The following is a 23093-nucleotide window of genomic DNA, read 5'->3' as shown; positions in this document are numbered from 1 at the left end:
TTGGTTTTTTCTGTTTATTGAGGTAATTTGCCGATTCGCGCAAGATAAAACTTTGCCTGAAACTGTAAAGCGGGTCCTGCCGCTAAATTCCAAATTGTATATAACGCTATGCGACTTCGAAAGCTGGAAACCAATATCCGTATCTACGATAGTGTTGATGAGTTATCAGCAGCAGATCAGACATTGCTGCAATCGGCAGGCCAGGCCATGGATTTGGCTTATGCTCCTTATTCTAACTTTAAAGTTGGTGCCGCTGCACAACTATCCAACGGGACCATCGTACAGGGTGCCAATCAGGAAAACGCGGCTTATCCCATGTGCCTGTGTGCCGAGCGGGTGGCTTTGGGCAACGCCTCCCTCAACTACCCGGAGCAAAAACTGGAAGTCATTGCGATCCGTGTACGCAACGAAAATAAAGCGGTGCCGGAACCCGCTGCCCCATGTGGCTCCTGCCGGCAGGCTATCTCTGAAATGGAAGACCGGCAACAGCAGCCCATCCGTATTCTTATGCAGGGTGACGATAGCACGGTTTACGAGGTGGAAAGCGGGCAGGCTCTTTTGCCCGTGGGTTTCAATCGCGATTTTTTGTAGCAGAGCCGGGGTAGTCCAGCTGGCCTAAGTGCAACTGATGGTGCCCCCGTTTGCGATCGGCGAAGTAGCGTTGCAAACTAAATATTGAAGAAGTGAATGCGATTTCATCCCAGGGGATTTCCGCTTCGGTAAATAAGCGTACCTCCAGGCTCTCCTCTCCCACTCCAAAGGCATCTGGCCCCTGCAGCTCGCCCAGAAAGTGCATATACACCTGATTGATGTGGGGTATACTATATATGGTGTGCATGCCGGTAATTTTCACCTGCGCCCTGGCTTCTTCGCGTACTTCCCGCAGCGCGCCTTCTTCCACCGTTTCGCCATTTTCCATGTAGCCGCTGGGAACATTCCAGTAGCCAAGGCGGGGCTCAATAGAGCGCTTTGCCAGAAGCACTTTGTCTTCCCAAATGGGCAGGCAGCCCGCTACAATTTTGGGATTGGAGTAGTGAATACGGCCGCAGCTGCCGCATACATAGCGTGGGCGGTTATCTCCGTTTGGAATGGTAAACCTTAGCCTGTCAGACCCACAGTGGCTGCAATAATTCATGCTTCCATCTCTTTTTCCAGGGCTCGCTCGTACCTTACCCGCTGCAATATAGCATCGCCAAAGATGCTCAGTCCGCTGTTGAAGACCACCAGGGCCAGTGTCCCATAGGCTACCCAATGCCAGGTAGAAGCGCCATCATATTTGTCCATAGCGGCTTCGGCAATCAGGCAGGCACCAAAACCAATGAGCACCAATCCGATGGGCGCGCGGAGCAGCCAGCGGCGATAGTATTTTTGTTTATCCATATTAATTGCTTTCGTTCCAAAGGCGTTCGGCAGCTTCCAGGTCTTCGGGGGTGTCTATGCCCACTGTTTCGGTCCGGGTAGTGCCAATGTGAATGCGATAGCCAGCTTCCAGCCAGCGGAGTTGTTCCAGCGACTCCATTTGTTCGTAATGCCCGGGTGGCAGTTGGGCAACCTCTAGCAAAACAGACCGTTGAAACCCGTAAATGCCCAAATGCTTGAAAAAAACACCCTGTTCCATCCATTGTTCAGCGGGTACGCCCCTCAGGTAGGGGATGGGCGAACGGCTGAAATACAAGGCCTGCCCGGTAGCGGACTTTACCGCCTTCACGACGTTGGGGTTGTGCAGGGCCTCCGCATCTCTGAGCCGGACGACAAGGGTACTGATATCTGCCGGATCATTGCCCATCAGCGGTGCCACCACTAGATCGATCTGCGCCGGGTCGATAAACGGCTCATCTCCCTGTATATTGACAATCAGGCTACCTTCCGGGTATTGCAGGGCCACTTCCGCACAACGGTCGGTCCCGCTAAGGTGGCTGGCATCGGTCAGGACGGCTTTGCCCCCAAACCGTGCAGCAGCTTCCAGGATACGCTCGTCATCAGTGGCGATGCATACCTCATCGATTTGGCGGGCCTTTTGCGCCCGTTCGTAGACATGCTGTATCACAGGTTTGCCTCCCAGCAAAGCCAGAGGTTTGCCGGGAAAACGCGTACTTGCATAACGGGCTGGAATCACCGCAATTGATTTCATATATTTGTTTATATTGCTCTTCTGGTTCAGCAAAACATGAACCCCAAACAGGAACCTAAACTATGAGGAAAACGACTAGTGCGACTATACTGGCAGGGACTGGCCTTGCCCCATTCATAATTAAAGCCACTGTGCTGTGCGCTTTCCTGAGCCTGCCGCTGCTGGCCAAAGCTACCGGGGACAGCCTCAGTTACCTTACCCCCAAAGATACCATATTTCTGTCGGTGGGCCAGTTTAATGAAAAATACTTCAACCACTACCTGGAGCCAAAGCAGACGTTGTTTTCGCTGGCAAAATTTTACGGGCTTTCCCTTGAGGAGCTCTATTTTCATAACCCGGGGCTTAGCCCTCAGACGATGCGGGTGGGCATGCCGGTCCGTATCCCTATCCCCAAACAGGCCATTGAACAGTATCAGGAGAAGGACATCATACCCGGCCGGTTCGCACCGGTGTACTATGTGGTACGCAAGGGCGATACCCTCTATAAAATATCCAAATCCTACTTTGATATCCCCATGGAGGAAATTATGATGCGCAATGGCTTGCTGGATCATACCCTGAAAAGTAACCAAATCCTGCATGTAGGCTGGCTGAGCCTCAACGGCATTCCGGACAGCCTCCGTGCCTACGCAGGTGGGGAGCTGGGCAAACGCAACGCTGCCTACCGTAAGCTTTTTCAATATGACATGGCGGGCGAACGGGAGCGGGAGCATCAGGGGGTAGCCTTCTGGCCAAAAGACATGAAGGATGAAACAGACCTCATGGCGATGCACCGAAAGGCAGAGATTGGATCGGTGGTGTCCATCTACAACCCGATGAGCCGCCGTACCGTTTACGCTAAAGTGGTAGGCCGGATACCCGACACGGTTTACAAGGATGATGTGATCGTGGTCGTCTCTCCCCTCGTGGCAAAGTTGCTGGGCGCCATCGACCCCCGATTCTTCGTGAAGGTGAAATACCATCGATGAATTTTATACCTTTGCGGCAAACCAAGTAAAACCCATGGAATACTACGAAAATATCCTGCATACCATTGGAAATACACCGCTTGTCAAGCTCCATAAAGTCGTTAAAGACATCCCGGCAACGGTACTGATGAAAGTGGAGACCTTCAATCCGGGACACTCTATCAAAGACCGGATGGCGATGAAGATGCTACAAGATGCAGAAGCCCGGGGGGACATCAAACCCGGAGGGACCATCATTGAATGTACTTCCGGCAATACGGGCATGGGCCTGGCCCTCGCGGCAGCAGTCAAAGGCTACAAATGTATTTTCACCACCACCGATAAGCAGTCGAAGGAAAAAATAGACCTCCTCCGCGCAGTGGGTGGCGAAGTCATTGTTTGCCCTACTAATGTAGAGGCCGATGACCCTCGTTCTTACTACAGCGTAGCCCGCCGCCTGAGCACGGAAATCCCTAACAGCTACTGGTGCAATCAGTATGACAATCTGTCCAACCGCACCGCTCACTACGAAAGCACCGGCCCTGAAATCTGGAAACAGACCGATGGTAAAATCACTCACATGGTAGTGGGTGTAGGCACCGGCGGCACCATTTCCGGCACCGGGCGCTACCTCAAGGAGCAAAACCCGGATGTTAAAATCTGGGGCATTGACACTTATGGCTCCGTTTTTAAGAAGTACCACGAGACGGGCGAGTTTGACGAAAAGGAAATCTACCCTTATATCACAGAAGGCATAGGCGAAGATATTATCCCCGAGAATGTGGACTTCAAAGTAATTGACCGCTTCGAAAAGGTGACCGATAAGGACGGTGCTCTCATGGCCCGGCGCCTGGCCCGCGAAGAAGGCCTGCTGCTGGGCTATTCTGCAGGTTCTGCTGTTGCCGGACTGTTGCAGCTTAAGGATGAACTTACGCCCGAAGATGTGGTGGTGGTGGTTATCCACGATCACGGAAGCCGCTACGTCGGTAAAATCTATAATGATGAATGGATGCGGGAACGGGGCTTCCTGGAGCGCGAACTTTGTGTGCGCGACTTGCTGAATATGAAGCATGACGACCGTTTCATCACCCTTAGCGAAACGGATACCGTTCAGGCTGCCTTCAAAATGATGAAGGACCACGATATTTCTCAGTTGCCAGTCATGCGGGAAGGTGAAATGGTCGGCTCGATCACGGAAACTGCTGTCTTGTCCTACTTATTGGAAAATCCCATGAACCACGCTGAGCAAACCGTTGCGGCCATCATGGGCGCTCCGTTCCCACTGGTAGAGGAAGATCTGCCTTTTTCTCAGCTGAGCAAGTATGTAGACCGGACTATTCCGGCTGTTATTGCGAAGGACAAGGCGGGGACCCTGCACATTCTGACGCAGTACGATATTATCCGGGCGGTGTAAGGCTGTTTTGGGGGATTCGTTTTTAGAGCGCGTCCTCCAACATCGTCTAAAAGAGCTCCACCTGATTGGGGATATGCCCGCTCACCCGGCGTTTCACCTGCTTGGGAGTGGCCTCCGTCTTCAGCATTCTGCGGACGACGCGCAGGCGGTGCGTGTATCGTTTTTCAGACCGGTCGTAGATACCGTAGTGGTCAATCTTGTCAATACGCACACTGCCGAAAGCGTGAATGACCTCCGCATCCGGCAAAATGATACCGCAATGGGTAATACGCCCGGTACGGTTTTCAAAGAAAGCCACATCACCAGGCATAGACTGCTCTACAAAATCTACGGCTGTACCGATGTAGACCTGTTGGGCTGCTTCACGGGGCAAAGCAATATTGGCAATTTTGAACACCATTTGTGTGAAGCCGGCAGCATCTATACCCATGGGGGAACGCCCACCGTGGAGGAAGGGCGCATGCAGATAACGCCGCGCAATTTTGAGGATAAATTCGGCAGAAGGCTTGATGTGCTCCGGAAAAACTGCCTGGCCACTGAAGGTATAGACCGTATTGTCAAGTGCGAAGCGCATGCCATCGAAGTTGGGCAGACGTGCGCCCATAACCACAGGTATCACTTCATTATCCGCCATTAGAGGTTGAAAAAGCTCCAGGCTGTAGGCAAAGTGCTCCCGGAAAACCGACAATTCACTGGGTGTAATGGCTTTGAGCTGATTGGCAGCCACCCAGCCAACGTAATTGTCCCAGATACAGCGTATTTTTGCCCATTGCCGGCCTTTGGTTTCCAGCACCTCAGCCAGCTCACCAAACAGTAGTTGGGACACGATCTCGCTCTTGTCCGAAGAATTGCTCCGGATAGGCACGTTGCTCAATGGGCAAATAGCGTAAGAGGGCATGCATGCGGGTTTACGGAAATCAAGATATTTTCAAAAATAATAAATATCAGCCAATTCCGTTCCTATTTCTGACTTATCAGCGCGAAATACTCGTTTTAGTCCGGCGGCCTGTTTAACTTTGGCCGCACAATCACATGAACCGATTCTATGAAGAAGCTATTCCTGCTCCTTTTTTGTTTTACTTTGCTGAGTGGCCTGCGCCTTACCGCGCAAGACCAGCACTTTACTCAATTCTTTGCAGCACCGCTCACCCTTAACCCGGCTCTGAGCGGCACCTTCAACGGGAAATACCGGGTGGCGCTCGTCTACCGGGACCAAAACCCGTATCAGACTTATGCCGGAGCAGTTGACCTGCGCTTCGGGCTCAACAGCATCGGCAAGCGGTATAAGGATGCCTTTGGTGTGGGTGTGGTTTTTTACAATGACCGGGTACCAAAATTCGGCTTTTCCAATAATCAGATCAATGTCGCCGGGGCTTTTCACAAAAGCCTGAGCAAATCCAACGATCAGTTCTTAAGCGCCGGCTTCCAGGCAGGGCTGGCACAGCGCAACTTCGGCTACGAGCGCTTCAATTTTGAAGATCAGTTCGGTGGCGATGATGGGTATACCAATCCAAGCGCTGAAATCCTTCCTGCCAATAACTTTGCCTATGGCGATATTTCGGCGGGTATTAATTACACCTATGCGCCCAAGAAAGGTGTTTCTGTCTATGCGGGTGCCGCAATGCACCATATTTTGGAGCCGCAGATCAGTTTCTTTTATAACGAGGATCAGCCCGAACTGGGCAATTCCGACTTTCTGCACCGCAAATACACCGCTTATGTCAATGTGAATATCCCGGTAGGCCTGGGTATTCAGATTCAGCCACGGGCGCTGCTGTATGCACAGGGCCCTCACCTGGCGGCTAATGCGGGCAGCAATATCCGCTTCCTGATTGATGAAATTTCAGGCGTAGCCCTGCATACCGGAGGCTGGGTACGCCCGGTCCGGGACGAGCTGGATAACTTCATGCTCGATGCCGTTGTGGGCATGGTAGGTATTGAGTTCAGCAACTTCCTGCTGGGGCTGAGCTATGATGCCCGCATTGACGGTATAGGCTCCCTGCGCAAACAACGGGGCGCTTTTGAGCTCTCTCTGGCTTATCTGGGCGAGTACGAGGACGAGGTGGTGCTTTGCCCTAAGTTTTAACCGTAACAGAGGTTGATGCCGGTTACAAATTTGGAGTTCTTACTCAACCGGAAAGGCAAGTGCTGCAGGATGAATGCCGTACCCTCGTCTTCCTGCTGATCGTATTTGACTTCAATTACAGTAGCGGAATCCGTAAAAGGCAGGGCAGGCTCCCGGTGCGCCTGATAGGGCCCGAACCGCAGCCCGGTATCCATTGTGAGCCGGAAAGGCAGCGCGGGTGCCCCCCAGTAAGAACGCTGGTAAGTATTGAACAAAACGGGTTGTAAGTCCAGTCCCTTTCCCAGGGTTTCCCGGCACAGGCTGACCAGCTTTTCCCAGTCCAAAGCACTGTACCTGCCTTCCGGTAAGGGGTAATGCTTTTTCCACCCTACCAGATTGTCTTTGATTTTTACCTCCAGCACCGGATTGCGGATGCAGGAGAAATCGTCCCCGTACCAGCGAAGGCGATACTTCAGGCGTTGGGGCGTACCGGTGACATTATCCTGAAAAGCAGCAAAATCAGGCGTATCAAAATATAAATTATTAATCTGCCGGGGTGGGAACAGCGGCCGAAAGCCCGCCGGGTGCTGCCGGATGACCACCTGGACCACCTGCGGGTGAGCATGCTCTATGCGGTACTTGCGTTCGTACCGCATACCTACATCGTAATATTCTCCACTACTTCCAAACCGTACCCGATCAGTCCCACCCGTTTACGGGGCGTATTGGTGATGAGCCGCAGCTTGGTCACATTCATATCGTGCAGGATTTGTGCACCTACACCAAAGTCCCGCTGGGTCATTTCGGCTCGTTTGCTGAGCTCAGGGTTTTCGCCATTATACTGCCGCTTCTGATAATCTGCAAGGTGGTGAAGAATAGCATCTGATTTCTCGCTGTGGCGCATGTAGAGCAGCAAACCCTGATCTTCTTCAGCAATCATCTCAACGGCTTTTTGCAGCTGTACACCGTAGCTATTGAAAAGACCGCCCAAAATTTCACCAGTTTCGGTAGAGGAATGCACACGTACCAGGACGGGGTCATTTACTTTCCAGTCGCCTCTTTTTATAGCCAGGTGGATATCATCCGTGGTGAGTTGGCGGAATGCGATGACTTCGAAGGGCCCGTATTGGGTATCAATGGAAACAGATAGCTCCCGCTTGATCAGGCGCTCGTTGCGCATCCGGTAAGCCACCAAATCTTTGATGGCGATGACTTTGAGGTCGAAGCGCTCTGCAATTTTCATGAGTTCCGGCAGGCGGGCCATCGTCCCGTCTTCGTTAAGGATCTCCACCAGTACACCTGCTGGCTCAAAGCCGGCAAGACGAGCCAGGTCGATGGCTGCTTCAGTATGCCCGGTACGGCGGAGGACGCCCCCGGTCTTGGCCCGCAGCGGGAAAATATGCCCCGGGCGGGCGTAATCAGTAGACTTGGTAGCCGGGTCCACTAATTTTCGGATACCGGTAGCCCGGTCGTAAGCCGAAATACCTGTAGTACAACCATGCCCAATCAGGTCGATCGATACGGTAAAAGCCGTTTCATGCAGGGCGGTATTGGAAGAGACCATCATTTTGAGGTCCAGCTCATCTGCCCGCTTTTCATCAATAGGCGAACAGATCAACCCACGCCCATGAGTGGCCATAAAATTAATGATCTCTGGCGTCACACACTCGGCTGCACAGATAAAATCGCCTTCATTTTCGCGGTCTTCGTCATCCACCACAATGATTACCTTTCCCGCTTTAATATCACGGATGGCCTCATCAATGGTATTGAGTTGAAAACCCTGTTGCTTAGTTACGTTTAGTTGGTTGCCAGACATTTGAGCGTACTCCTTTAATAAATTTGAAAAAACCGGTAAGCAAAGCCAGGTTCATTGCCAAAAAATAATGGGCACCCCGCAGGGGCAGCCAATGCAAGCCTGCTTTCCGAAGCAGCTGATCCAGGACGGGCACCAGGATGATACCACCCGTCAATACGGCAAACAACCACTGCCAGAATAAGTTGCCCAATGCTGCGAGGACAGCACTGCCCGCCAGGATCAAAAGTAGGAAAAACGGGCCAAGCCACCGAAGGGCTTTATGAGAAAAAAACGCAAACTGCAGCGGATTTACCGGTGGCCACCACAAATGCGGGAATGTCGTCAGGTTTTGAAAATTGCCGGCTGAGATACGGGCTTTCCGGCGGTATTCCTCTTGTATTTCATGAGAAACAGCTTCGTAACAGATGGCGTCCAGTTCGTTAATGGCTAGCCCGCCCTGCTCAAACATACGCATGGTGATGTAAAAGTCATCCACCAGATAGGTTGGAGGCACTCTGCTGAAATAGCGGGCCCGGATCGCATAAAAGCCGCCAAAGGGGCCCATCATTCGACCCCAGACCAGCCCTTCGTAGTGTTTCAGGCGGACCTCACCGGAGATGTAAGTATTCTCCGCTTCGGAAATGCCCTGTTGCTGCATACCCGTATGCAATATGTGTGCATCGACCAGCCCGATTTCCGGATTTTGGAAGTGCTGTACGAGCTTGAACAGCACCTCGGGAGCAGGCATAACGCTTGCATCCGTTACCACAAAAATGGGGTCGATACCGTCCGATACAAATTGCTGCCGGGCGTACCCTGCCAGTTCATTGATAACTTCGGGTTTGCCCCGCCTTTGCTGAAACGGGAAAAAGTGGATGTGCTTTTTCTCCGCAGCGATGGGCGCAATGATATCATTTGTGCGGTCATCTGAACAGTCCGAACCAATAAAAATGGACAGCCGCCCCTCCGGATAACGAAGGTCAAGCAGGTGAGCCATTTTCTCTTCGATAACTGCTTCCTCATTGTAGGCCGACATGATCACCGCTACCTGCGGCCAGTTAGATTCGGGATGGTAGACATCCTGATTGGGTGATTTCCCGCGTGCCAGCCAGCGCATCAGCGAAGGGTAAATCAGGTATGTATGTAACAGCGCCAGTGCGCTCAGCCCAACCATGATATGTAGCGCCCATTGCCCCATGCATCAGAGCGCTTCAACGCTTAATTCCGCATAAGCCTGTACCAAACGGCGGGCCACCTCCATGCTGTCATACTCTTCCAGTACGAAGCGGCGGGCTTCACGCCCGAGGGTTTCGAGTTCTTTTTGCTCCTGAAGCTTGGAAGCTTCTGCTATCTGCCGGGCGAATTCCTCAGGGCTGTTAGCGATCAGGGCGTGGATACCTGGCTCCGCGCTAATGCCTTCCATCCCCATTTGCGTACTAAGGACCGCTTTGCCCAGAGCCATACCTTCCAGAATTTTGGCACGCATGCCGCTACCGGAAAGCAAAGGCACCACCATCAGGCTGTGCTGATTGATGAAGGCGCTTGCACTTGGGACTTCTCCTTCTACTACGATTCCCGGGCGGTTCATCCGGTATAGCCATTTGGGCGTATTCCGACCGGCAATATGGAGCGTCAGGCCCGGCTGTTGCGCCTGTACCAGCGGCCAGACCTTGTCCAAAAACCACTGCAAACCTTCCAGATTAGGCATCCAGTCCAGAGAACCAATGAAAGAAAGGGACAATGGCTTCTGAAAACTGGAATAGTCTGGCTGATAAGATTGGCTGTCCACCCCGATTGGCGTGATCGTAGCTGACCCCTCGTAGCCCAGTTCCCGGAAACGCTCCAGGTCTCCCCGGGTAATAGCGGCCAGGTGGTCATAGGCTTTCAGTTGGCTGATTTCGTATTGCCGAAGCCGCCCGGTCAGATGGCGGAGGTACCATCGCTTGGGCCAGAGGGCTGTATTTTGGCTGATGCGCTCCCAGATTTCAAATTCTACGTTATGCGCCCGCATGCTCACTACCGCATCCGAATATTTTCGAATAGCCGGAATGTAGGGCGATAAATAGGGTGTTTCAAGCTGTATAACATCGAACTCGGTTTGCCGGAGCAGTTTTACTAGTTTTTTTTCAAAGTCAGAAGAACAAAAACGGGCAATATGATAGGACGCTGTACCCCGAAGGTGCCACAATGCCTGCAGAGGCTTCACCCGGTTGTCGACTTTCACATCGTGAATACTGGCGTAATGATTAAAAGCCTTTGGCAATTTCTCTTTTGGAAAATAGTGCTTGCTCGTATTCATAGCCAACAGATGCACTTCGTGCCCAAGTGCTTTCATTGACCGGCTCAGGGCGGTCACGGCGATAGATTCACCATCTTTTAGCGGAAAAGGAAATTTTTTACACAGCTGAAGAATTCTCATTCATCCTTTTTTTCCGGCGGCTTGACCTGGAATTGATTCGTAAATAGCTCAACATGTGGGGCCTGGCAACAGTGGTGGGCCGACAGCCAGTAAAAATTCAGACTCGCTTCACTGGCGGTCAAAGGTCTGCAAAAATAACGTTTTTTTCCAAAATGCGGGGTGAATATGGCTTGGGCTTTGGGGTATGGATTGCACGCAAAGAAGCGGAGGGGGAGCGCAAAGGGCGCAAAGAGTACAAGAGAAAGGGCTCGCAAAGACGCGGAGAGGTAGGGCAAAGGGCGTAAGCAACAGGACATCAATCGACCTCTTCTGTTTCTGCGGTCCAGGGTGGGCAGACCACGCACCAGAAGTGGAGCGGTTCTTCGCCCGTGTTTTTAATGTATTGCTCAGCTCCGGGTGGAATGAAAATGACGCTGCCTGGTCGGGCTTCCATGATTTGCCCGGCAACGAAGGCCTTACCCTGTCCCTGCACTATGATGTAAGTCTCTGAACGCCCGTGCAGGACGTGTGGCCGGGAAGCTTCTCCGGGCTGCAAAGCGGCGTGTGCCAGACTGAAGCCAAAGTCAACTCCATCGTTCTTGGGGTGCAGGACTTCCCGGATTTCGGTGTCGTCTCCGGCTGTAAAGGAAGCAATGGACTGTAGCTGCTTATGAATAGGATGCATAGTAAGTAGGGGATAAAACCGGGCGGTTAATGCCACCGCCCGGTGATGGTTTTTTATTCGTCGCTGATCATTTCGTAAGTGTTGTTCTCCCGGTCAATATCGGCCATGCCAAAATCGGGATCGATCACCACCTTTTCGATGTCTTTGGCTTTCACACCCAGGTCCAGCTCATACTGAGGGTGCGTCCATGGCCAGTCTTCAGCCAGCTCCATATCATTCAGTGGTTTGTGGCCACGCATGATACGCAGCGGCACGAGTATCCGCTTGCTCGTGCCATCGGTAAGCACCACTTCCACCTCCACAGGCATAGGTATAATGCCTACCCGGTTCAGTACAGCTACGGCGGTACGCCCATCGACCTTCACGTTCTCAATGCCGTAGTCTATGGTATGTGTGGTGTTAATCCAATATTCGCGGTACCAGTCCAGCTCTATCATGGATTGCTTCTCCATGATACGGATGAAGTCATTGGAGTTGGGGTGCTTGAACTTCCAGGTATCAAAGTAGCGGAGCATGCCCTGATCGAAGGCATCTTCCCCGATGATGTACTTGAGTTGCTCCAGGAAAACAGCGCCTTTCACATAGGAAGCCACGCCGTAAGCGGAATTAGTATTAAAGTGGTCCGAATGGGTGATCAGGGGTTCCTCCAGCCCGCTTTGGGAGAAATTAGCGTAGCCCATGTAGGAGCCCAGGTGAGGATTATCGGAAGCTTCGCCGGGAATCAAACCCTTTTCGCGCAGGTGGTTCATCACATTACTACTGGCCCAGCTGGTGAAGCCTTCGTCCATCCAGGCGTACAGGGCTTCGTTGGTACCCAGCAGCATTTGGTACCAGCTATGCATGAGCTCGTGTACCGATACGCCTACCAGACTGGGCAGGCTGCGCTCGCCGGTAATCAGGGTCGCCATTGGATATTCCATACCGCCATCGCCTCCCTGAATGAAGGAGTATTGTTCGTAAGGGTACTGCCCGTAGTTTTCATTGATGAATGCAAATGCCTCGTCCATGATAGCGGGCAGGGCTTCCCAGTTCTCTTTGGTGCGCTCGTTCTCCTGGTAGAAGAAGTGCATCACCATACCATCTTCCCGCTCGTAGGTGGTATGGGTATAGTCAGGATCGGCACCCCAGACAAAGTCGTGCACATCCGGAGCGACAAAATTCCAGGAAAGTTTTTTGCCTTTTTTCACCTTCACAGCTTTATCGGTATACCCGTGACCGATTTCTTTCGGATTTTGCAGGTAGCCCGTAGCACCGATGATGTACTCGCTGTCGATATGAATGGTCACGTCAAAATCGCCCCAGATGCCGTAAAACTCCCGGCCTACATAGGGATTGGCATGCCACCCCTGATAGTCGTATTCTGCCATCTTGGGGTACCACTGAGCCATGGAGTAGGAAATCCCCTCGGCATTATCGCGTCCGGAACGGCGGATTTGTACCGGCACCTGCGACTCGAACTCCATTTCAAAAACGGCTTTCGAATTAGGCAGAATGGGCTGAGGCAATTGTACTTCCAGGATGGTGCCCACGACTTCAAAGGTGGCCTTTTTCCCATCCACGGTAAGGCTGTTGATTTCATGGTAGCCGATCTCATCCGGCTCCAACTCACCAATCCGGCCTCCTACCCGTGGGTCCGAGTCCTTCAGGTTTTGGGAGCGTACATCCATCATGCTGTTCGGCTGGAACGCATTGAAGTACAGGTGATAAAAGGCCCGGTGCAGGGTATCTGGTGAATTATTGGTGTAGACCAATGTTTGTTTACCATCGAACTGATGTTTCTTGACATCAAAGTCGATATCCATCGTATATTTTGCAGCCTGCTGCCATCGGTCGGGTTGTGCCTGCAGGGCGGCTACTGTGATGCAACAGAAAAAAAGAGAATACCAAATTTTCATATAGTCAATTGATTGTGTTTCTAAAGCCTAAGTCATTGGCAAAGGTAACAAGCCATCCCTGATCATCCGGGTGCAAAAATTGGGAGCTATTCCTCAGATTGCTGCTCTTCCGGGTACTCAATGCGCACATGGTGTACACTGCGCATGAGTTGCTGAAAAACCGTTTTGCAGGTTTCCAGCTCAGAGAAGGTCAGCTCAGAGTCTTCCAGTTGCCCCATCGCCATTTTACCGGCTATGATTTTATCGATCAGTTCCAGCAGTGCCTCCTCTGTTGGGTTTTTCAGGCTTTTGCAAGCCGCCTCTATACTGTCCGCCAGCATGAGAATGGTCTCTTCCTTGGTGACGGGCTTGGGGCCGGGATAGCGAAAATCCTGTTCGTCCACTTCCTCGTCCGGATGATCTTTAATGTAATTGCGGTAGAAGTATTCTACCCGGGTCGTGCCGTGATGGGAGGTGATGAAGTCGATTAAAACGTTGGGGAGGCGGGCTTTTTTAGCCATTTTCACGCCCTCTGTGACGTGGCTGATAATGATTTCAGCACTTTCCTTATCAGAAATATCCAGGTGCGGGCTTTTATTACTTTGGTTTTCAATAAAAAAGGAAGGCTGTAGGGTCTTTCCTATATCGTGGTACAGGGCAGCGACTTTCACCAGCAGGTGGTTTGCACCGATGGCACGGGCGGCTTCTTCTGATAAGTTAGCGACCTGAAGGGAATGCTGAAGGGTGCCCGGTGCTTTATTGGCTAACTGCCGGAGCAACGGCCGGTTCATATCAGACAACTCCACCAGCGAGATCGATGAAGTAAAACCAAAGAACCGTTCCAGCAACGGGATGAGCGGATAGGCCAGCAGGGTCATGAACGCGCTGATCGCTAACCAGGACAATACCGACAAGTCAATATCCTGATAATTACCTTCCTGAATTAGTGAGAGCCCGACATATCCGAGCAGGTACACTACAAAAATATACAGGATGGAATAGAAGAACCGGGTCCAGTCCCTCGTGTCCACATCGCTGAGCAGTACGACAATACCGGCAAGAATCTGAAGGAAAGTAAACTCATACCCCAGAGAAGACAGGAAACTCGCCAGTAATATCACCACCAGATGGGTGAATAAAGCCAGCTGCTCATCATAAAAGTTTTTGATGACAATCGGTACGATACAAAACGGGATCATGTAGGTACTGAGCAATGCCACCTGTTCTACTGCGTACACCAGATAACTGAACGCCACCAGCCAGAGCATGATGAAGACCAGCTTATTGAAGCGGGAGAAGACCGCCTGAGCATACAAGCGCACATACAACAGGAAGATGCCAATAATAAGAGTGGACAGCAGGGCGTATCCTGCCAGAACACCAGTATAAGACTGCTCCTCCGTTACTTCCTCCCGGTACTTGGCTTTGAAGGATTGGAGCTTTAGATAGATTTCTTCAGTGATATAGCCGTTTTCGGTTACGATGAGGTCGCCCTTGGATACTCGTCCCCGGTAGAGGCCCACCTGGCTTAGCTCTTCTGCCAGCAAGCGCTGGCTAAGAGTGTCATTGTAGATAACATTGGGAGCGATAGACGACTCCAGCAGGCCGTAGAGAAAGTCAGACTCCGCCAGTTTACTGTACGGCAAGGACTCCGACAGAGAGGCTTCTGCTTCCGGCACCGTAGTCAGGTTTTCCAAAGTCTGGGGGTGAGTGGTATTGCCCCTAAGCACATTCACTACAAAGTCCGCCGGTTTGTCTTTGTGCGCTTTGTCCAGCTCTGCGATGCCTGCCTTATACAAATCCTGCAGCAGGTTTTTGCCGTAGGTACGGTATTTATCCGGATTGCGGGTGACATCCGGAAACTGCTCTTCGTTGATTTCCTCCAATTGCGCCGTAAACCGGTCCTCAAAGCCCGTAATCTGCATTTCAGTGATGGAAGGCAGCTGCTCGTAATAAGGTGAAAAGCTATCCTTTATACGGGCTCTCTCTTGTTCAATTTCCTGGTCCGGTTTGAGAATAGCGAAGTCAAAGGGTGCCCGAAGGTCCTCATAGCGCCAGCGCTGCCCCTTGTCAAATTCGTATTTGAACTTTACATTGTTCGGGAACAGGAAGCTGATGATGGCTACCACACCAGCCACCATGAGGTATTTGACCAATGTAGGAAGCCCTTCTATCGTCGTTTTCCATGCACTCATAGGGGTAAAGATACGGTTTTAGGGCTTATGAACCACGCCTTTGCTCAATGTAGGGCGGCGCGCTCCGGTCAACCTTTTTTACGCGGTGCCCACACCACCTCATCAATCCCTTTGGAGTAGCCAATAAAACGGGCCAGGATAAACAGGTAGTCCGACAGGCGGTTGAGGTACTGCACAACAACAGGCTCTACCCGGGATTCCTGAGACAGGGCTACCACGAGTCGCTCTGTCCGGCGACAGACACAGCGGGCGATGTGCGCACTCGAAACGGCAGGGTGCCCACCCGGCAGAATGAAGTTCTTTAGTTCAGGAAGCACTTCGTCCATTTCATCCATAGCCTTTTCCAGGGCTTCAATATCGGTAGCCTGAATATCGGGCACGGGCATATCTTTATCCGGATCGGAAGCCAGGTTGGCCCCGATGGTGAACAGGCGGTCCTGAATGTCTTTGAGCAATGCCCGTACAGCAGGCTCTGTGAACTGATCCCGGACCATACCAATGTGCGCATTCAGTTCATCAACAGTACCGTATGCTTCAATTCGGAGGTGGCTCTTAGGCAGGCGTTTGCCACCGAAAAGGCCAGTGGTGCCGGCATCACCTGTTTTTGTATAGATTTTGAAACCCATAATTGGTTGTCGTTTTCATGGGTCAACAAGCAGCAGGAGCCGGAGGTTTTAAAAAAATATCATTCTTGGTTGTAGCGGTGGGTAGGATCGCTGGCTTTAACAATATTTTCGTTGCGCTGATCGACTTCCACTTCACCGTCCCGAAGACGGACCATACGATGGCAGTGCTCGGCAATATCAGGTTCGTGGGTGACGAGAATCACGGTGTTGCCCATTTCATGGATGCGCTCGAAGATGCCCATAATCTCAATGGAGGTTTTCGTGTCGAGGTTACCGGTAGGCTCATCCGCGAGAATGATGGAAGGCCTGTTTACCAGCGCCCTGGCAATAGCGACCCGCTGCCGCTGACCGCCGGAGAGCTCATTGGGCTTATGGTCCACCCGGTCGCCCAGCCCTACTTCAGTGAGGACCTCACGGGCGCGGTCAAGACGGGCAGACTTGGATTGCCCGGCGTATACCAGAGGCAGCGCTACATTCTCCAAAGCTGACAATCGCGGGAGCAGGTTGAAGGTCTGGAAAACGAAGCCAATCTCCTTATTACGGACTTCGGCAAGCTCATCATCGTCCATAGTGGATACATTCGTGCTGTTGAGCCAGTATTCGCCACTTGTAGGCGTATCGAGGCAGCCCAGCAAATTCATCAGGGTAGACTTTCCCGAACCGGAAGGCCCCATTAAGGCCAGGTATTCATTGGCTTGGATATCCAGATCTACACCGCGCAGGGCATGGACCTTGGTGGTACCCATGGTATAGGTTTTGGTAAGTCCCTTAACGGCGATGATGGGCTGCATAAATTTTTATTTTTTTGAAGGTATCACTTTGGGTACCCGAAAATACTCGCTGTCCTGATCCGGTGCGTTCCGGAGCGCATCAGCACGACCGGTTTGCCCGCGTACCACATCTTCCCGCAGGACATTTACGTCCTCATTGATGTAGGTCAGGGGCTCAATGCCTTCGGTATCCAGTTCTTCCAGCTTTTCGACCATCTCCAGGATCCGGTTCAAATCCTCCTGAATGGCCGTGCGCTCAGCAGTGGATAATTGCAAACGAGCCAGTTGTTCCAGCTTCAATATTAAGGACTCGTCAATTTTCATGATAAAATATTAGATGTTTGGCGCTAAATCATCGGTAAACAACCATTTACCATCGAAGGAGCGGATTGGTCCCGATTATTTCCGCTATCTTTTATATTTTCGCAGGAAATCCTGAAGAAAATGAGCGAAAACAGCGCGAAGTCGCCGCCAAATATAAAACATATTGCTATAGCGGGTAACATCGGAGCGGGCAAAACCACCCTTTCAGAAAAATTGGGCCATCATTTTGGCTGGGATGTCCACTACGAATCTGCCAACGACAACCCCTACCTGAGCGATTTTTACGAAGACATGCAGCGGTGGTCCTTCAATCTGCAGGTGTTTTTCCTGAATAACCGTTACCAGCAGGTCCTGAAAATCCTGTCCGGTGACCGCACCGTAGTACAGGACCGCACCATTTACGAAGATGCCTATATCTTTGCGCCCAACCTGCACGATATGGGGCTGATGTCCACCCGGGACTTCCAAAATTACTTTGATCTGTTCAAGACCATGTCTTCACAGATTCAGCCGCCAGACCTGCTGATTTACCTTAAAGCCAGTATTCCCACCCTTGTGGAGCATATTCAGGAGCGTGGCCGGGACTACGAAGGCAATATGAGCCTGGATTACCTCAAGCGGCTCAACGAACGCTACGAAAACTGGATCAGCAGCTACAAAGAGGGAAGGCTCCTCGTCATCAACGCTGATCATATTGACTTTATGCGCAATCCGGAGGATATGGGCAATATTGTCAATCAGGTTAACGGAGAGCTGCACGGTTTATTCTAACCAATTGCTTACCTTTGCGGCCTTGTTAAATATTGGGCAGGCGGCGGTAATGCCGGTTGCCAGTTACGTTTACTTTCAATCAAATACAGCATATGGCACTAAAGGCGGGTATCGTGGGGCTTCCCAATGTTGGAAAATCTACCCTGTTTAATGCGCTGACCTCAGCCAAAGCACTGGCAGCCAATTATCCATTCGCAACCAAAGACCCCAACGTGGGCATCATCACTGTTCCTGACCCCCGCCTTGACAAACTGGCGGAGCTGGTCAATCCACAAAAGGTACAGCCTACCACGATTGAGATTGTTGATATTGCCGGCCTGATCAAAGGCGCGAGTCAGGGGGAAGGCCTGGGCAATCAGTTCCTGGCCAATATCCGGGAAGTGGATGCGATAGTGCATGTGGTGCGCTGCTTTGATGAAGGCAATGTGGTCCACGTGGATGGCAATGTAGACCCGGTGCGCGATAAGGAAACAATTGATACTGAGCTGCTGCTCAAGGATATTGAGACTGTCGAAAAACAGGTAGACCGCTTCAAGCGGCAGGCTAAAAGCAATAATAAGGAAGACCTGAGGAACCTGGAAATTAGCCAGAAAATACTGGCCCACCTGGAGGATGAAAAACCTGCCCGGGCTATTGAGCTGGACGAAGCCGGACAAGCCCTGCTGAAGGAGATGTTCCTGCTTACGGCTAAACCTATCCTTTACGTGTGCAACGTGGAAGAGGACGCTGTGAATGATGGCAATGAGCACTCCGAGCGTTTTAAAGCGGCTGTAGCCGGTGAGCCTGCGGAGGTCATTCTCGTCAGTGCGGCTATTGAAGCTGATATTGCTGAACTGGAAACCAAAGAAGAGCGCCTTGAGTTTCTAAACGACATGGGGCTGGACGAGCCGGGTGTTAACCGGGTGATTCGTGCCACCTATAAGCTCCTCAACCTCATCACTTACTTTACTGCCGGTGTTAAAGAAGTCCGTGCCTGGACCATTCAGGATGGCTGGAAAGCCCCACAGGCAGCAGGCGTCATTCACACCGATTTTGAAAAAGGCTTCATCCGGGCCGAGGTTATCAAGTACAACGACTATGTAAGCCTGGGCTCAGAGCAGGCGGTCAAGGAAGCTGGCAAAATGGCAGTGGAAGGCAAAGAGTACGTGGTAACCGATGGCGATGTCATGCACTTCCGTTTCAACGTATAATGTCCGACCTCCGATACTATATCCTTAATAAACCTTACGGGGTGCTCAGTCAGTTTACGCGGGAGCACCCTGATCATCGCGTGCTCGGGGACCTCTATGATTTCCCCGGGGATGTTTATCCGGTAGGGCGGCTTGATAAGGACAGCGAAGGCTTGCTCATCATTACCAATGACAAGGCACTGACCCACCGGCTGCTTGACCCAAAATTTGAGCACCCCCGCACTTACTGGGTGCAGGTCGAAGGTATTCCGGACCGCGAAGCGTTGTCTCAATTGCGAAAGGGCGTTGCCATACGCATCAAAAAGCAAACCCACCGCACGCGGCCTGCCAGAGTAGAGCTTTTCACCTCTCCTCCTCCCCTCCCGGAACGCGACCCGCCCGTCCGATTCCGCAAAACCGTGCCGGATAGCTGGCTGTCCATCCAACTGACTGAGGGTAAGAATCGTCAGGTGCGGCGGATGTGTGCGGCGGTTGGGTTTCCGGTACTGCGCCTTGTCCGTACCCAGATTCAACAGCTGAACCTTAGCGGGTTGCCCCCCGGGCAGGTCAAAGCGCTGGACCACTCTACCATTCTTAGCAAGCTAAAAATCACTCCGCAGTAAACTCATTTCCTGCAAGGTTTATACTGACGATTAAGTGGTTTGCCCGCGATGTCACAAATCCAAGATCCCGACATTTATCGTCGGTGACCACTTCGTATTGCGCATAATCATCATGCAACTCGTACACAGACCGTAAATCTCTAAAAAGGATTCGGAAGGAGTCTACACTTGCCCGGATACCGAACGCTCCATGCCTAAACATCTGTAAAAATGTCCGAGATAGAATCGATGGATGCCTAACAAGCCAAAAAAATACAAAGGATCGCGACAATCTGACTCCTGCCAGCGAGCGGGTTTATTCGCTGATTCGCCAGTCGACAGGGTTTTTACCTTTCGACTTGAGGTATTCATTGGCTTTGGAAAAGTGGGCGCTGCCAAAGTAAGCACCTCCTGCAAGCGGAGAAGGGTGTGCAGCTTCAAGGACCAGGTGTTTGTCCGCGTCAATCAGCGTTTTTTTCTTGCGGGCAAAACCACCCCACAGCATAAATACCAGCCCCTCGCGCTTTTCTGATAATTTACGGATGACCGCATCTGTAAAATCCTGCCAGCCAATTTTCTGGTGTGCGCCGGCCGTTTTATGCTCTACAGTCAGCATGGCGTTCAGCAGGAAGACGCCCTGCGCTGCCCATGCCGTCAGGTCGCCGTGACTGGGCGGAGCAATGCCAAGATCGGACTGCAGTTCTTTGTAAATATTGCGCAGGGAAGGCGGCACCCGGACGCCTTTAGGCACTGAGAATGACAGCCCCATAGCTTCCCCCGGGTTGTGGTAGGGGTCCTGCCCCAAAATCACTACTTTGACTTTATCGAAAGGCGTGGTATTAAAGGCATTGAAGATGAGACTTCCGGGCGGATAAATCTTTTTCCCGGCGGCCTTTTCCTTTTTCAAAAAAGTGGCAATACTTTGGAAATAAGGTTGTTGGAACTCCTGCTCCAGGACTGCTTTCCAACTTTCTTCGATTTTTACCTGGCTCATGCGCTTAGCTGATCATTGTTTAGTCCTGCACGGAAGATAATCCGTCTATTCCGGCATATTTTCCGGAAGTGATCTGTATAAGTTTCTCCAGCGACTGCTCCAGCAATTGCCGTTTGGTCCAAAGCAGGTCATGCTTGCGCCCCTCCAGCAGTTTGAATTCTAAAAACGACGCATTGACCAGCCGCTCGTTGGCGAATATAGCATTTTCGGGATAGATGAGGTTGTCGGCATCGCCGTGCAGGATGATAGCTGCGCTTTTAATACGATCCCATAGCCCGGCCATCGAATCCAGCTGCATCTTATGGCTCAGCTTTTCCATGTTTGCCACGTGAATGGAGCCAGGCAAAAGCCAGCGAAATGGCCAGTGCTTAGTGATATGGGTGAAGGTGAAAGTCTTTTCCTTACCGGGCATGAGAGATGCCGATTGCAGCAGAATTCCATCAACGAGGTCCGGGAAATCCATAGCAATACGAGCCGCCACGGTACCACCGTAACTCGAACCATGCAGAATAACCGAGGGATGCTGCCCCCGCTTTTCTCTGATCACTTCGGCGATCAGAGCCGCCTGTTTCTTTACTGATATTTCAGGCTTTCCGTAACCGGAATAACCATAGCCTGGCCGGTCAACTGCCATCAGCTTGGCTTTTGCCAAAAGGCTCGTGTCTTTTAGAAAAGTCCGCCAAAAAGAAGAAGAACTGGGCGCACCGTGGATAAAAACGACTAAGGGAAGGGAGTCCTGCCCAATTTCCAGATAACGCAATTCACGGTCCTCAGTAGAGAGTGTACCAAATTCGGCCTGCAGACCAAGTGGGTTTTCAGCCAAAATTTTCTGGTAAGTGGGCGTACTGATCCGCATTTCCATAAAGTCATATCCATAAATGAGGAGGAGGAGGAATGCGAAGGAAAAGTAGATTCTTTTCTTCTTAACGATTTTTTTCACGGGATGTCCAATTATAAGCTAATTGTATTGATAAAGTTTTTTTCACTATTGATCTGACCTCTAATTGACCACTTTATCTTTATTTAATAGATTTACACCATTGAATTAACATTCTAAGAAAAGTAATGTTTGAAAACACCCCACCTTCAACCTCCTCAATGACAAAAGAATGGGCTCCAAGTCTTGCCTTCAGGAGGTTTCAGGGTAAGCAATATGAGCTCAACCGTTTATATTGGACACAGGTGATCAGCCACGAAGCACTCGGGCAGGTACTGGAAATGAAAGACAAAGCAACCCAGACCCTCAATGCTCTCAATATGGATATTCCTGCAATGCGACACTTCCATACTGTGGAAGAAACCAAACAGTGGGCGCCAGAATACCTTAATCGGTCAAGGCTTCATTTACTGGTTATTTGTGCTGCTAATCTTGAAAGCTATCTAAAAGAAATAACGTTTTGGCATCTATACAGCAATGGGTATAAGAGCAAAAACGCGAAAAAGCTCGATGCCATAGGGAATGCTATTGGTCGGCCTATTTTGAGCAGGTCTTCCTTGCCTGAACCTCTTAAATATGCACAATTGCTTTTTCATCTCGATTTTGGAACAAACCTGACCAAATGGCAGAGGTTTTATAAACTGCGGTGTGCAGCGGCACACAATGGCGGCATGGTTACTGCAAGGACTTTGAAAGACATCCCGGATCTCACCTCTCCCCTTCATCATCCCATAGGATTAAGCTGGAAGGAGCTAAAAGACGCTCTTGCTTCTGCGGAACATATTGCAAAGGCCATTGATCAGAAGGCAACAGACAAGCGCCTTCGGCTCAATGAAGTGAAGCATGAACTTGATGAGCTTAAAAGCATTGGCAACTTACCAGAAAAAGAACGCCTTTGGGAATTCATCCATCAAAACTACGGTTTAAAAGGATTGAAAAGGCGGGAAAAAGTAAATATAGAAGCTGAACTATACTAATTTTTTGTTTTATTTGCAGTCCAGTACCGGTCCCGTAGCTCAGTTGGATAGAGCGGCGGACTTCTAATCCGCAGGTCGTGGGTTCGAACCCTACCGGGATCACCAGAGAAAGCAGCAGCCTGTGCCCCAGAGGGGTGCAGGCTGTTGTATTTGGCAGCGGTGCAAAACCTTTTTGCAGGAGCGGACAAATGCAACAGCCTGCACGAGCGCAGCGAGCAGGCTGCAGGTTTTTGACCTTGGAGCCCAAAGGAAGGGCGCAGCCAACCCTACCGGGATCACCAGAGAAAGCAGCAGCCTGTGCCCCAGAGGGGTGCAGGCTGTTGTATTTGGCAGCGGTGCAAAACCCTTTTGCAGGAGCAGACAAATGCAATAGCCTGCACGAGCGCAGCGAGCAGGCTGCAGGTTTTTGACCTTGG

The 23093-nt window shown here is 51.3% G+C and carries 24 protein-coding genes and 1 tRNA gene; 9 read left to right on the top strand and 16 right to left on the bottom strand.

Going from position 1 to position 23093, the window contains the following annotated elements; translation table 11 throughout:
• The first annotated feature begins 108 nt into the window (after positions 1 to 108).
• On the top strand, positions 109 to 591 hold the full coding sequence (locus IX84_RS18730) for a cytidine deaminase (RefSeq protein ID WP_044224204.1): 483 nt from the start codon (positions 109 to 111) through the stop codon (positions 589 to 591).
• Here IX84_RS18730 and IX84_RS18725 read toward each other — a convergent pair.
• From IX84_RS18725 to kdsB, 3 genes are read right to left on the bottom strand one after another with little or no spacing between them, the layout of a single operon-like run.
• On the bottom strand, positions 572 to 1135 hold the full coding sequence (locus IX84_RS18725; protein ID WP_044224202.1) for an NUDIX hydrolase: 564 nt from the start codon (positions 1133 to 1135) through the stop codon (positions 572 to 574). The genes IX84_RS18730 and IX84_RS18725 overlap by 20 nt on opposite strands.
• Entirely contained in the window at positions 1132 to 1380 is a 249-nt protein-coding gene (locus tag IX84_RS18720) for a hypothetical protein (RefSeq protein WP_044224200.1), read from the bottom strand. The genes IX84_RS18725 and IX84_RS18720 overlap by 4 nt, the downstream gene beginning before the upstream one ends.
• A gap of 1 nt (position 1381) precedes the next feature.
• A complete protein-coding gene (gene kdsB, locus IX84_RS18715; protein ID WP_044224198.1) occupies positions 1382 to 2131 on the bottom strand; it encodes a 3-deoxy-manno-octulosonate cytidylyltransferase in 750 nt (249 codons plus the stop codon).
• A gap of 62 nt (positions 2132 to 2193) precedes the next feature.
• Here kdsB and IX84_RS18710 point away from each other — a divergent pair, with 62 nt between their 5' ends.
• Together IX84_RS18710 and IX84_RS18705 are read left to right on the top strand one after the other, a co-directional pair.
• Positions 2194 to 3099: a lytic transglycosylase gene (locus IX84_RS18710; RefSeq protein WP_044224196.1), complete on the top strand. Its 906-nt coding sequence runs from the start codon at positions 2194 to 2196 to the stop codon at positions 3097 to 3099.
• Positions 3100 to 3133: 34 nt separating this feature from the next.
• Entirely contained in the window at positions 3134 to 4492 is a 1359-nt protein-coding gene (locus tag IX84_RS18705; RefSeq protein WP_044224194.1) for a pyridoxal-phosphate dependent enzyme, read from the top strand.
• A gap of 46 nt (positions 4493 to 4538) precedes the next feature.
• Here IX84_RS18705 and IX84_RS18700 read toward each other — a convergent pair whose 3' ends face one another.
• Positions 4539 to 5390, bottom strand: coding sequence for a C40 family peptidase (locus IX84_RS18700; RefSeq protein WP_044224191.1), 852 nt, complete (start codon positions 5388 to 5390; stop codon positions 4539 to 4541).
• A gap of 147 nt (positions 5391 to 5537) precedes the next feature.
• On the opposite strand from IX84_RS18700, the gene IX84_RS18695 reads away from it, so the two are divergent.
• Entirely contained in the window at positions 5538 to 6578 is a 1041-nt protein-coding gene (locus tag IX84_RS18695; RefSeq protein ID WP_044224189.1) for a PorP/SprF family type IX secretion system membrane protein, read from the top strand.
• On the opposite strand, the gene IX84_RS18690 is transcribed toward IX84_RS18695, so the two are convergent.
• The 10 genes from IX84_RS18690 to gatC form a co-directional block, all read right to left on the bottom strand.
• Positions 6575 to 7213 carry a polyphosphate polymerase domain-containing protein gene (locus IX84_RS18690; RefSeq protein ID WP_044224187.1) on the bottom strand — a complete coding sequence of 213 codons (639 nt, stop codon included), beginning with the start codon at positions 7211 to 7213 and terminating at the stop codon, positions 6575 to 6577. The genes IX84_RS18695 and IX84_RS18690 overlap by 4 nt on opposite strands.
• Positions 7214 to 7215: 2 nt before the next feature.
• Entirely contained in the window at positions 7216 to 8376 is a 1161-nt protein-coding gene (gene ribB, locus IX84_RS18685) for a 3,4-dihydroxy-2-butanone-4-phosphate synthase (protein ID WP_044224185.1), read from the bottom strand.
• Positions 8348 to 9553, bottom strand: a complete 1206-nt coding sequence (locus IX84_RS18680) for a glycosyltransferase (protein WP_044224183.1) — start codon at positions 9551 to 9553, stop codon at positions 8348 to 8350. The genes ribB and IX84_RS18680 overlap by 29 nt, the downstream gene beginning before the upstream one ends.
• 3 nt (positions 9554 to 9556) lie before the next feature.
• Positions 9557 to 10774: a glycosyltransferase family 4 protein gene (locus IX84_RS18675; RefSeq protein WP_044224181.1), complete on the bottom strand. Its 1218-nt coding sequence runs from the start codon at positions 10772 to 10774 to the stop codon at positions 9557 to 9559.
• 295 nt (positions 10775 to 11069) lie between these two features.
• Positions 11070 to 11438, bottom strand: a complete 369-nt coding sequence (locus IX84_RS18665) for a cupin domain-containing protein (protein WP_044224177.1) — start codon at positions 11436 to 11438, stop codon at positions 11070 to 11072.
• 53 nt (positions 11439 to 11491) lie between these two features.
• Positions 11492 to 13333: a M1 family metallopeptidase gene (locus tag IX84_RS18660; protein WP_044224175.1), complete on the bottom strand. Its 1842-nt coding sequence runs from the start codon at positions 13331 to 13333 to the stop codon at positions 11492 to 11494.
• 86 nt (positions 13334 to 13419) lie between these two features.
• The gene (locus tag IX84_RS18655) at positions 13420 to 15507 is read right to left on the bottom strand and encodes an HD family phosphohydrolase (protein ID WP_044224172.1); all 2088 of its coding nucleotides are present in this window, start codon (positions 15505 to 15507) and stop codon (positions 13420 to 13422) included.
• 68 nt (positions 15508 to 15575) lie between these two features.
• Complete coding sequence (locus IX84_RS18650; protein ID WP_044224171.1) at positions 15576 to 16133, bottom strand: cob(I)yrinic acid a,c-diamide adenosyltransferase; 558 nt, start codon at positions 16131 to 16133, stop codon at positions 15576 to 15578.
• Positions 16134 to 16192: 59 nt separating this feature from the next.
• On the bottom strand, positions 16193 to 16924 hold the full coding sequence (locus IX84_RS18645; RefSeq protein WP_044224169.1) for an ABC transporter ATP-binding protein: 732 nt from the start codon (positions 16922 to 16924) through the stop codon (positions 16193 to 16195).
• A 6-nt stretch (positions 16925 to 16930) separates the two neighbouring features.
• Positions 16931 to 17227 carry an Asp-tRNA(Asn)/Glu-tRNA(Gln) amidotransferase subunit GatC gene (gene gatC / locus IX84_RS18640; protein ID WP_044224167.1) on the bottom strand — a complete coding sequence of 99 codons (297 nt, stop codon included), beginning with the start codon at positions 17225 to 17227 and terminating at the stop codon, positions 16931 to 16933.
• Between the two features lie 120 nt (positions 17228 to 17347).
• On the opposite strand from gatC, the gene IX84_RS18635 reads away from it, so the two are divergent.
• The 3 genes from IX84_RS18635 (at position 17348) to IX84_RS18625 (ending at position 19790) form a co-directional block, all read left to right on the top strand.
• Positions 17348 to 17998 carry a deoxynucleoside kinase gene (locus tag IX84_RS18635; protein WP_044224165.1) on the top strand — a complete coding sequence of 217 codons (651 nt, stop codon included), beginning with the start codon at positions 17348 to 17350 and terminating at the stop codon, positions 17996 to 17998.
• A 92-nt stretch (positions 17999 to 18090) separates the two neighbouring features.
• The gene (gene ychF / locus IX84_RS18630; RefSeq protein WP_044224162.1) at positions 18091 to 19188 is read left to right on the top strand and encodes a redox-regulated ATPase YchF; all 1098 of its coding nucleotides are present in this window, start codon (positions 18091 to 18093) and stop codon (positions 19186 to 19188) included.
• Positions 19188 to 19790, top strand: a complete 603-nt coding sequence (locus IX84_RS18625; RefSeq protein WP_044224160.1) for a pseudouridine synthase — start codon at positions 19188 to 19190, stop codon at positions 19788 to 19790. The genes ychF and IX84_RS18625 overlap by 1 nt, the downstream gene beginning before the upstream one ends.
• 295 nt (positions 19791 to 20085) lie before the next feature.
• Here the strand turns inward: IX84_RS18625 and ung are convergent, their stop codons facing one another.
• Together ung and IX84_RS18615 are read right to left on the bottom strand one after the other, a co-directional pair.
• Entirely contained in the window at positions 20086 to 20763 is a 678-nt protein-coding gene (gene ung, locus IX84_RS18620; protein WP_044224158.1) for a uracil-DNA glycosylase, read from the bottom strand.
• 19 nt (positions 20764 to 20782) lie between these two features.
• Positions 20783 to 21703: an alpha/beta fold hydrolase gene (locus IX84_RS18615; protein WP_052516204.1), complete on the bottom strand. Its 921-nt coding sequence runs from the start codon at positions 21701 to 21703 to the stop codon at positions 20783 to 20785.
• Positions 21704 to 21861: 158 nt separating this feature from the next.
• On the opposite strand from IX84_RS18615, the gene IX84_RS18610 reads away from it, so the two are divergent.
• Complete coding sequence (locus IX84_RS18610) at positions 21862 to 22677, top strand: hypothetical protein (protein ID WP_044224156.1); 816 nt, start codon at positions 21862 to 21864, stop codon at positions 22675 to 22677.
• Positions 22678 to 22705: 28 nt separating this feature from the next.
• Positions 22706 to 22782 (top strand) — tRNA-Arg (locus tag IX84_RS18605).
• Positions 22783 to 23093: the final 311 nt, after the last annotated feature.

This window comes from Phaeodactylibacter xiamenensis (assembly GCF_000759025.1).
Lineage (GTDB): Bacteria > Bacteroidota > Bacteroidia > Chitinophagales > Saprospiraceae > Phaeodactylibacter > Phaeodactylibacter xiamenensis.
This window is presented reverse-complemented; position numbering and strand designations above follow the sequence as displayed.

Excerpts from the sequence above, each read along its gene's own strand:
- IX84_RS18730 (WP_044224204.1), top strand. The coding sequence starts at position 109 with ATGCGACTTCGAAAGCTGGAAACCAATATCCGTATCTACGATAGTGTT.
- IX84_RS18725 (WP_044224202.1), bottom strand. The coding sequence starts at position 1,135 with ATGAATTATTGCAGCCACTGTGGGTCTGACAGGCTAAGGTTTACCATT.
- IX84_RS18720 (WP_044224200.1), bottom strand. The coding sequence starts at position 1,380 with ATGGATAAACAAAAATACTATCGCCGCTGGCTGCTCCGCGCGCCCATC.
- kdsB (WP_044224198.1), bottom strand. The coding sequence starts at position 2,131 with ATGAAATCAATTGCGGTGATTCCAGCCCGTTATGCAAGTACGCGTTTT.
- IX84_RS18710 (WP_044224196.1), top strand. The coding sequence starts at position 2,194 with ATGAGGAAAACGACTAGTGCGACTATACTGGCAGGGACTGGCCTTGCC.
- IX84_RS18705 (WP_044224194.1), top strand. The coding sequence starts at position 3,134 with ATGGAATACTACGAAAATATCCTGCATACCATTGGAAATACACCGCTT.
- IX84_RS18700 (WP_044224191.1), bottom strand. The coding sequence starts at position 5,390 with ATGCCCTCTTACGCTATTTGCCCATTGAGCAACGTGCCTATCCGGAGC.
- IX84_RS18695 (WP_044224189.1), top strand. The coding sequence starts at position 5,538 with ATGAAGAAGCTATTCCTGCTCCTTTTTTGTTTTACTTTGCTGAGTGGC.
- IX84_RS18690 (WP_044224187.1), bottom strand. The coding sequence starts at position 7,213 with ATGCGGTACGAACGCAAGTACCGCATAGAGCATGCTCACCCGCAGGTG.
- ribB (WP_044224185.1), bottom strand. The coding sequence starts at position 8,376 with ATGTCTGGCAACCAACTAAACGTAACTAAGCAACAGGGTTTTCAACTC.
- IX84_RS18680 (WP_044224183.1), bottom strand. The coding sequence starts at position 9,553 with ATGGGGCAATGGGCGCTACATATCATGGTTGGGCTGAGCGCACTGGCG.
- IX84_RS18675 (WP_044224181.1), bottom strand. The coding sequence starts at position 10,774 with ATGAGAATTCTTCAGCTGTGTAAAAAATTTCCTTTTCCGCTAAAAGAT.
- IX84_RS18665 (WP_044224177.1), bottom strand. The coding sequence starts at position 11,438 with ATGCATCCTATTCATAAGCAGCTACAGTCCATTGCTTCCTTTACAGCC.
- IX84_RS18660 (WP_044224175.1), bottom strand. The coding sequence starts at position 13,333 with ATGAAAATTTGGTATTCTCTTTTTTTCTGTTGCATCACAGTAGCCGCC.
- IX84_RS18655 (WP_044224172.1), bottom strand. The coding sequence starts at position 15,507 with ATGAGTGCATGGAAAACGACGATAGAAGGGCTTCCTACATTGGTCAAA.
- IX84_RS18650 (WP_044224171.1), bottom strand. The coding sequence starts at position 16,133 with ATGGGTTTCAAAATCTATACAAAAACAGGTGATGCCGGCACCACTGGC.
- IX84_RS18645 (WP_044224169.1), bottom strand. The coding sequence starts at position 16,924 with ATGCAGCCCATCATCGCCGTTAAGGGACTTACCAAAACCTATACCATG.
- gatC (WP_044224167.1), bottom strand. The coding sequence starts at position 17,227 with ATGAAAATTGACGAGTCCTTAATATTGAAGCTGGAACAACTGGCTCGT.
- IX84_RS18635 (WP_044224165.1), top strand. The coding sequence starts at position 17,348 with ATGAGCGAAAACAGCGCGAAGTCGCCGCCAAATATAAAACATATTGCT.
- ychF (WP_044224162.1), top strand. The coding sequence starts at position 18,091 with ATGGCACTAAAGGCGGGTATCGTGGGGCTTCCCAATGTTGGAAAATCT.
- IX84_RS18625 (WP_044224160.1), top strand. The coding sequence starts at position 19,188 with ATGTCCGACCTCCGATACTATATCCTTAATAAACCTTACGGGGTGCTC.
- ung (WP_044224158.1), bottom strand. The coding sequence starts at position 20,763 with ATGAGCCAGGTAAAAATCGAAGAAAGTTGGAAAGCAGTCCTGGAGCAG.
- IX84_RS18610 (WP_044224156.1), top strand. The coding sequence starts at position 21,862 with ATGACAAAAGAATGGGCTCCAAGTCTTGCCTTCAGGAGGTTTCAGGGT.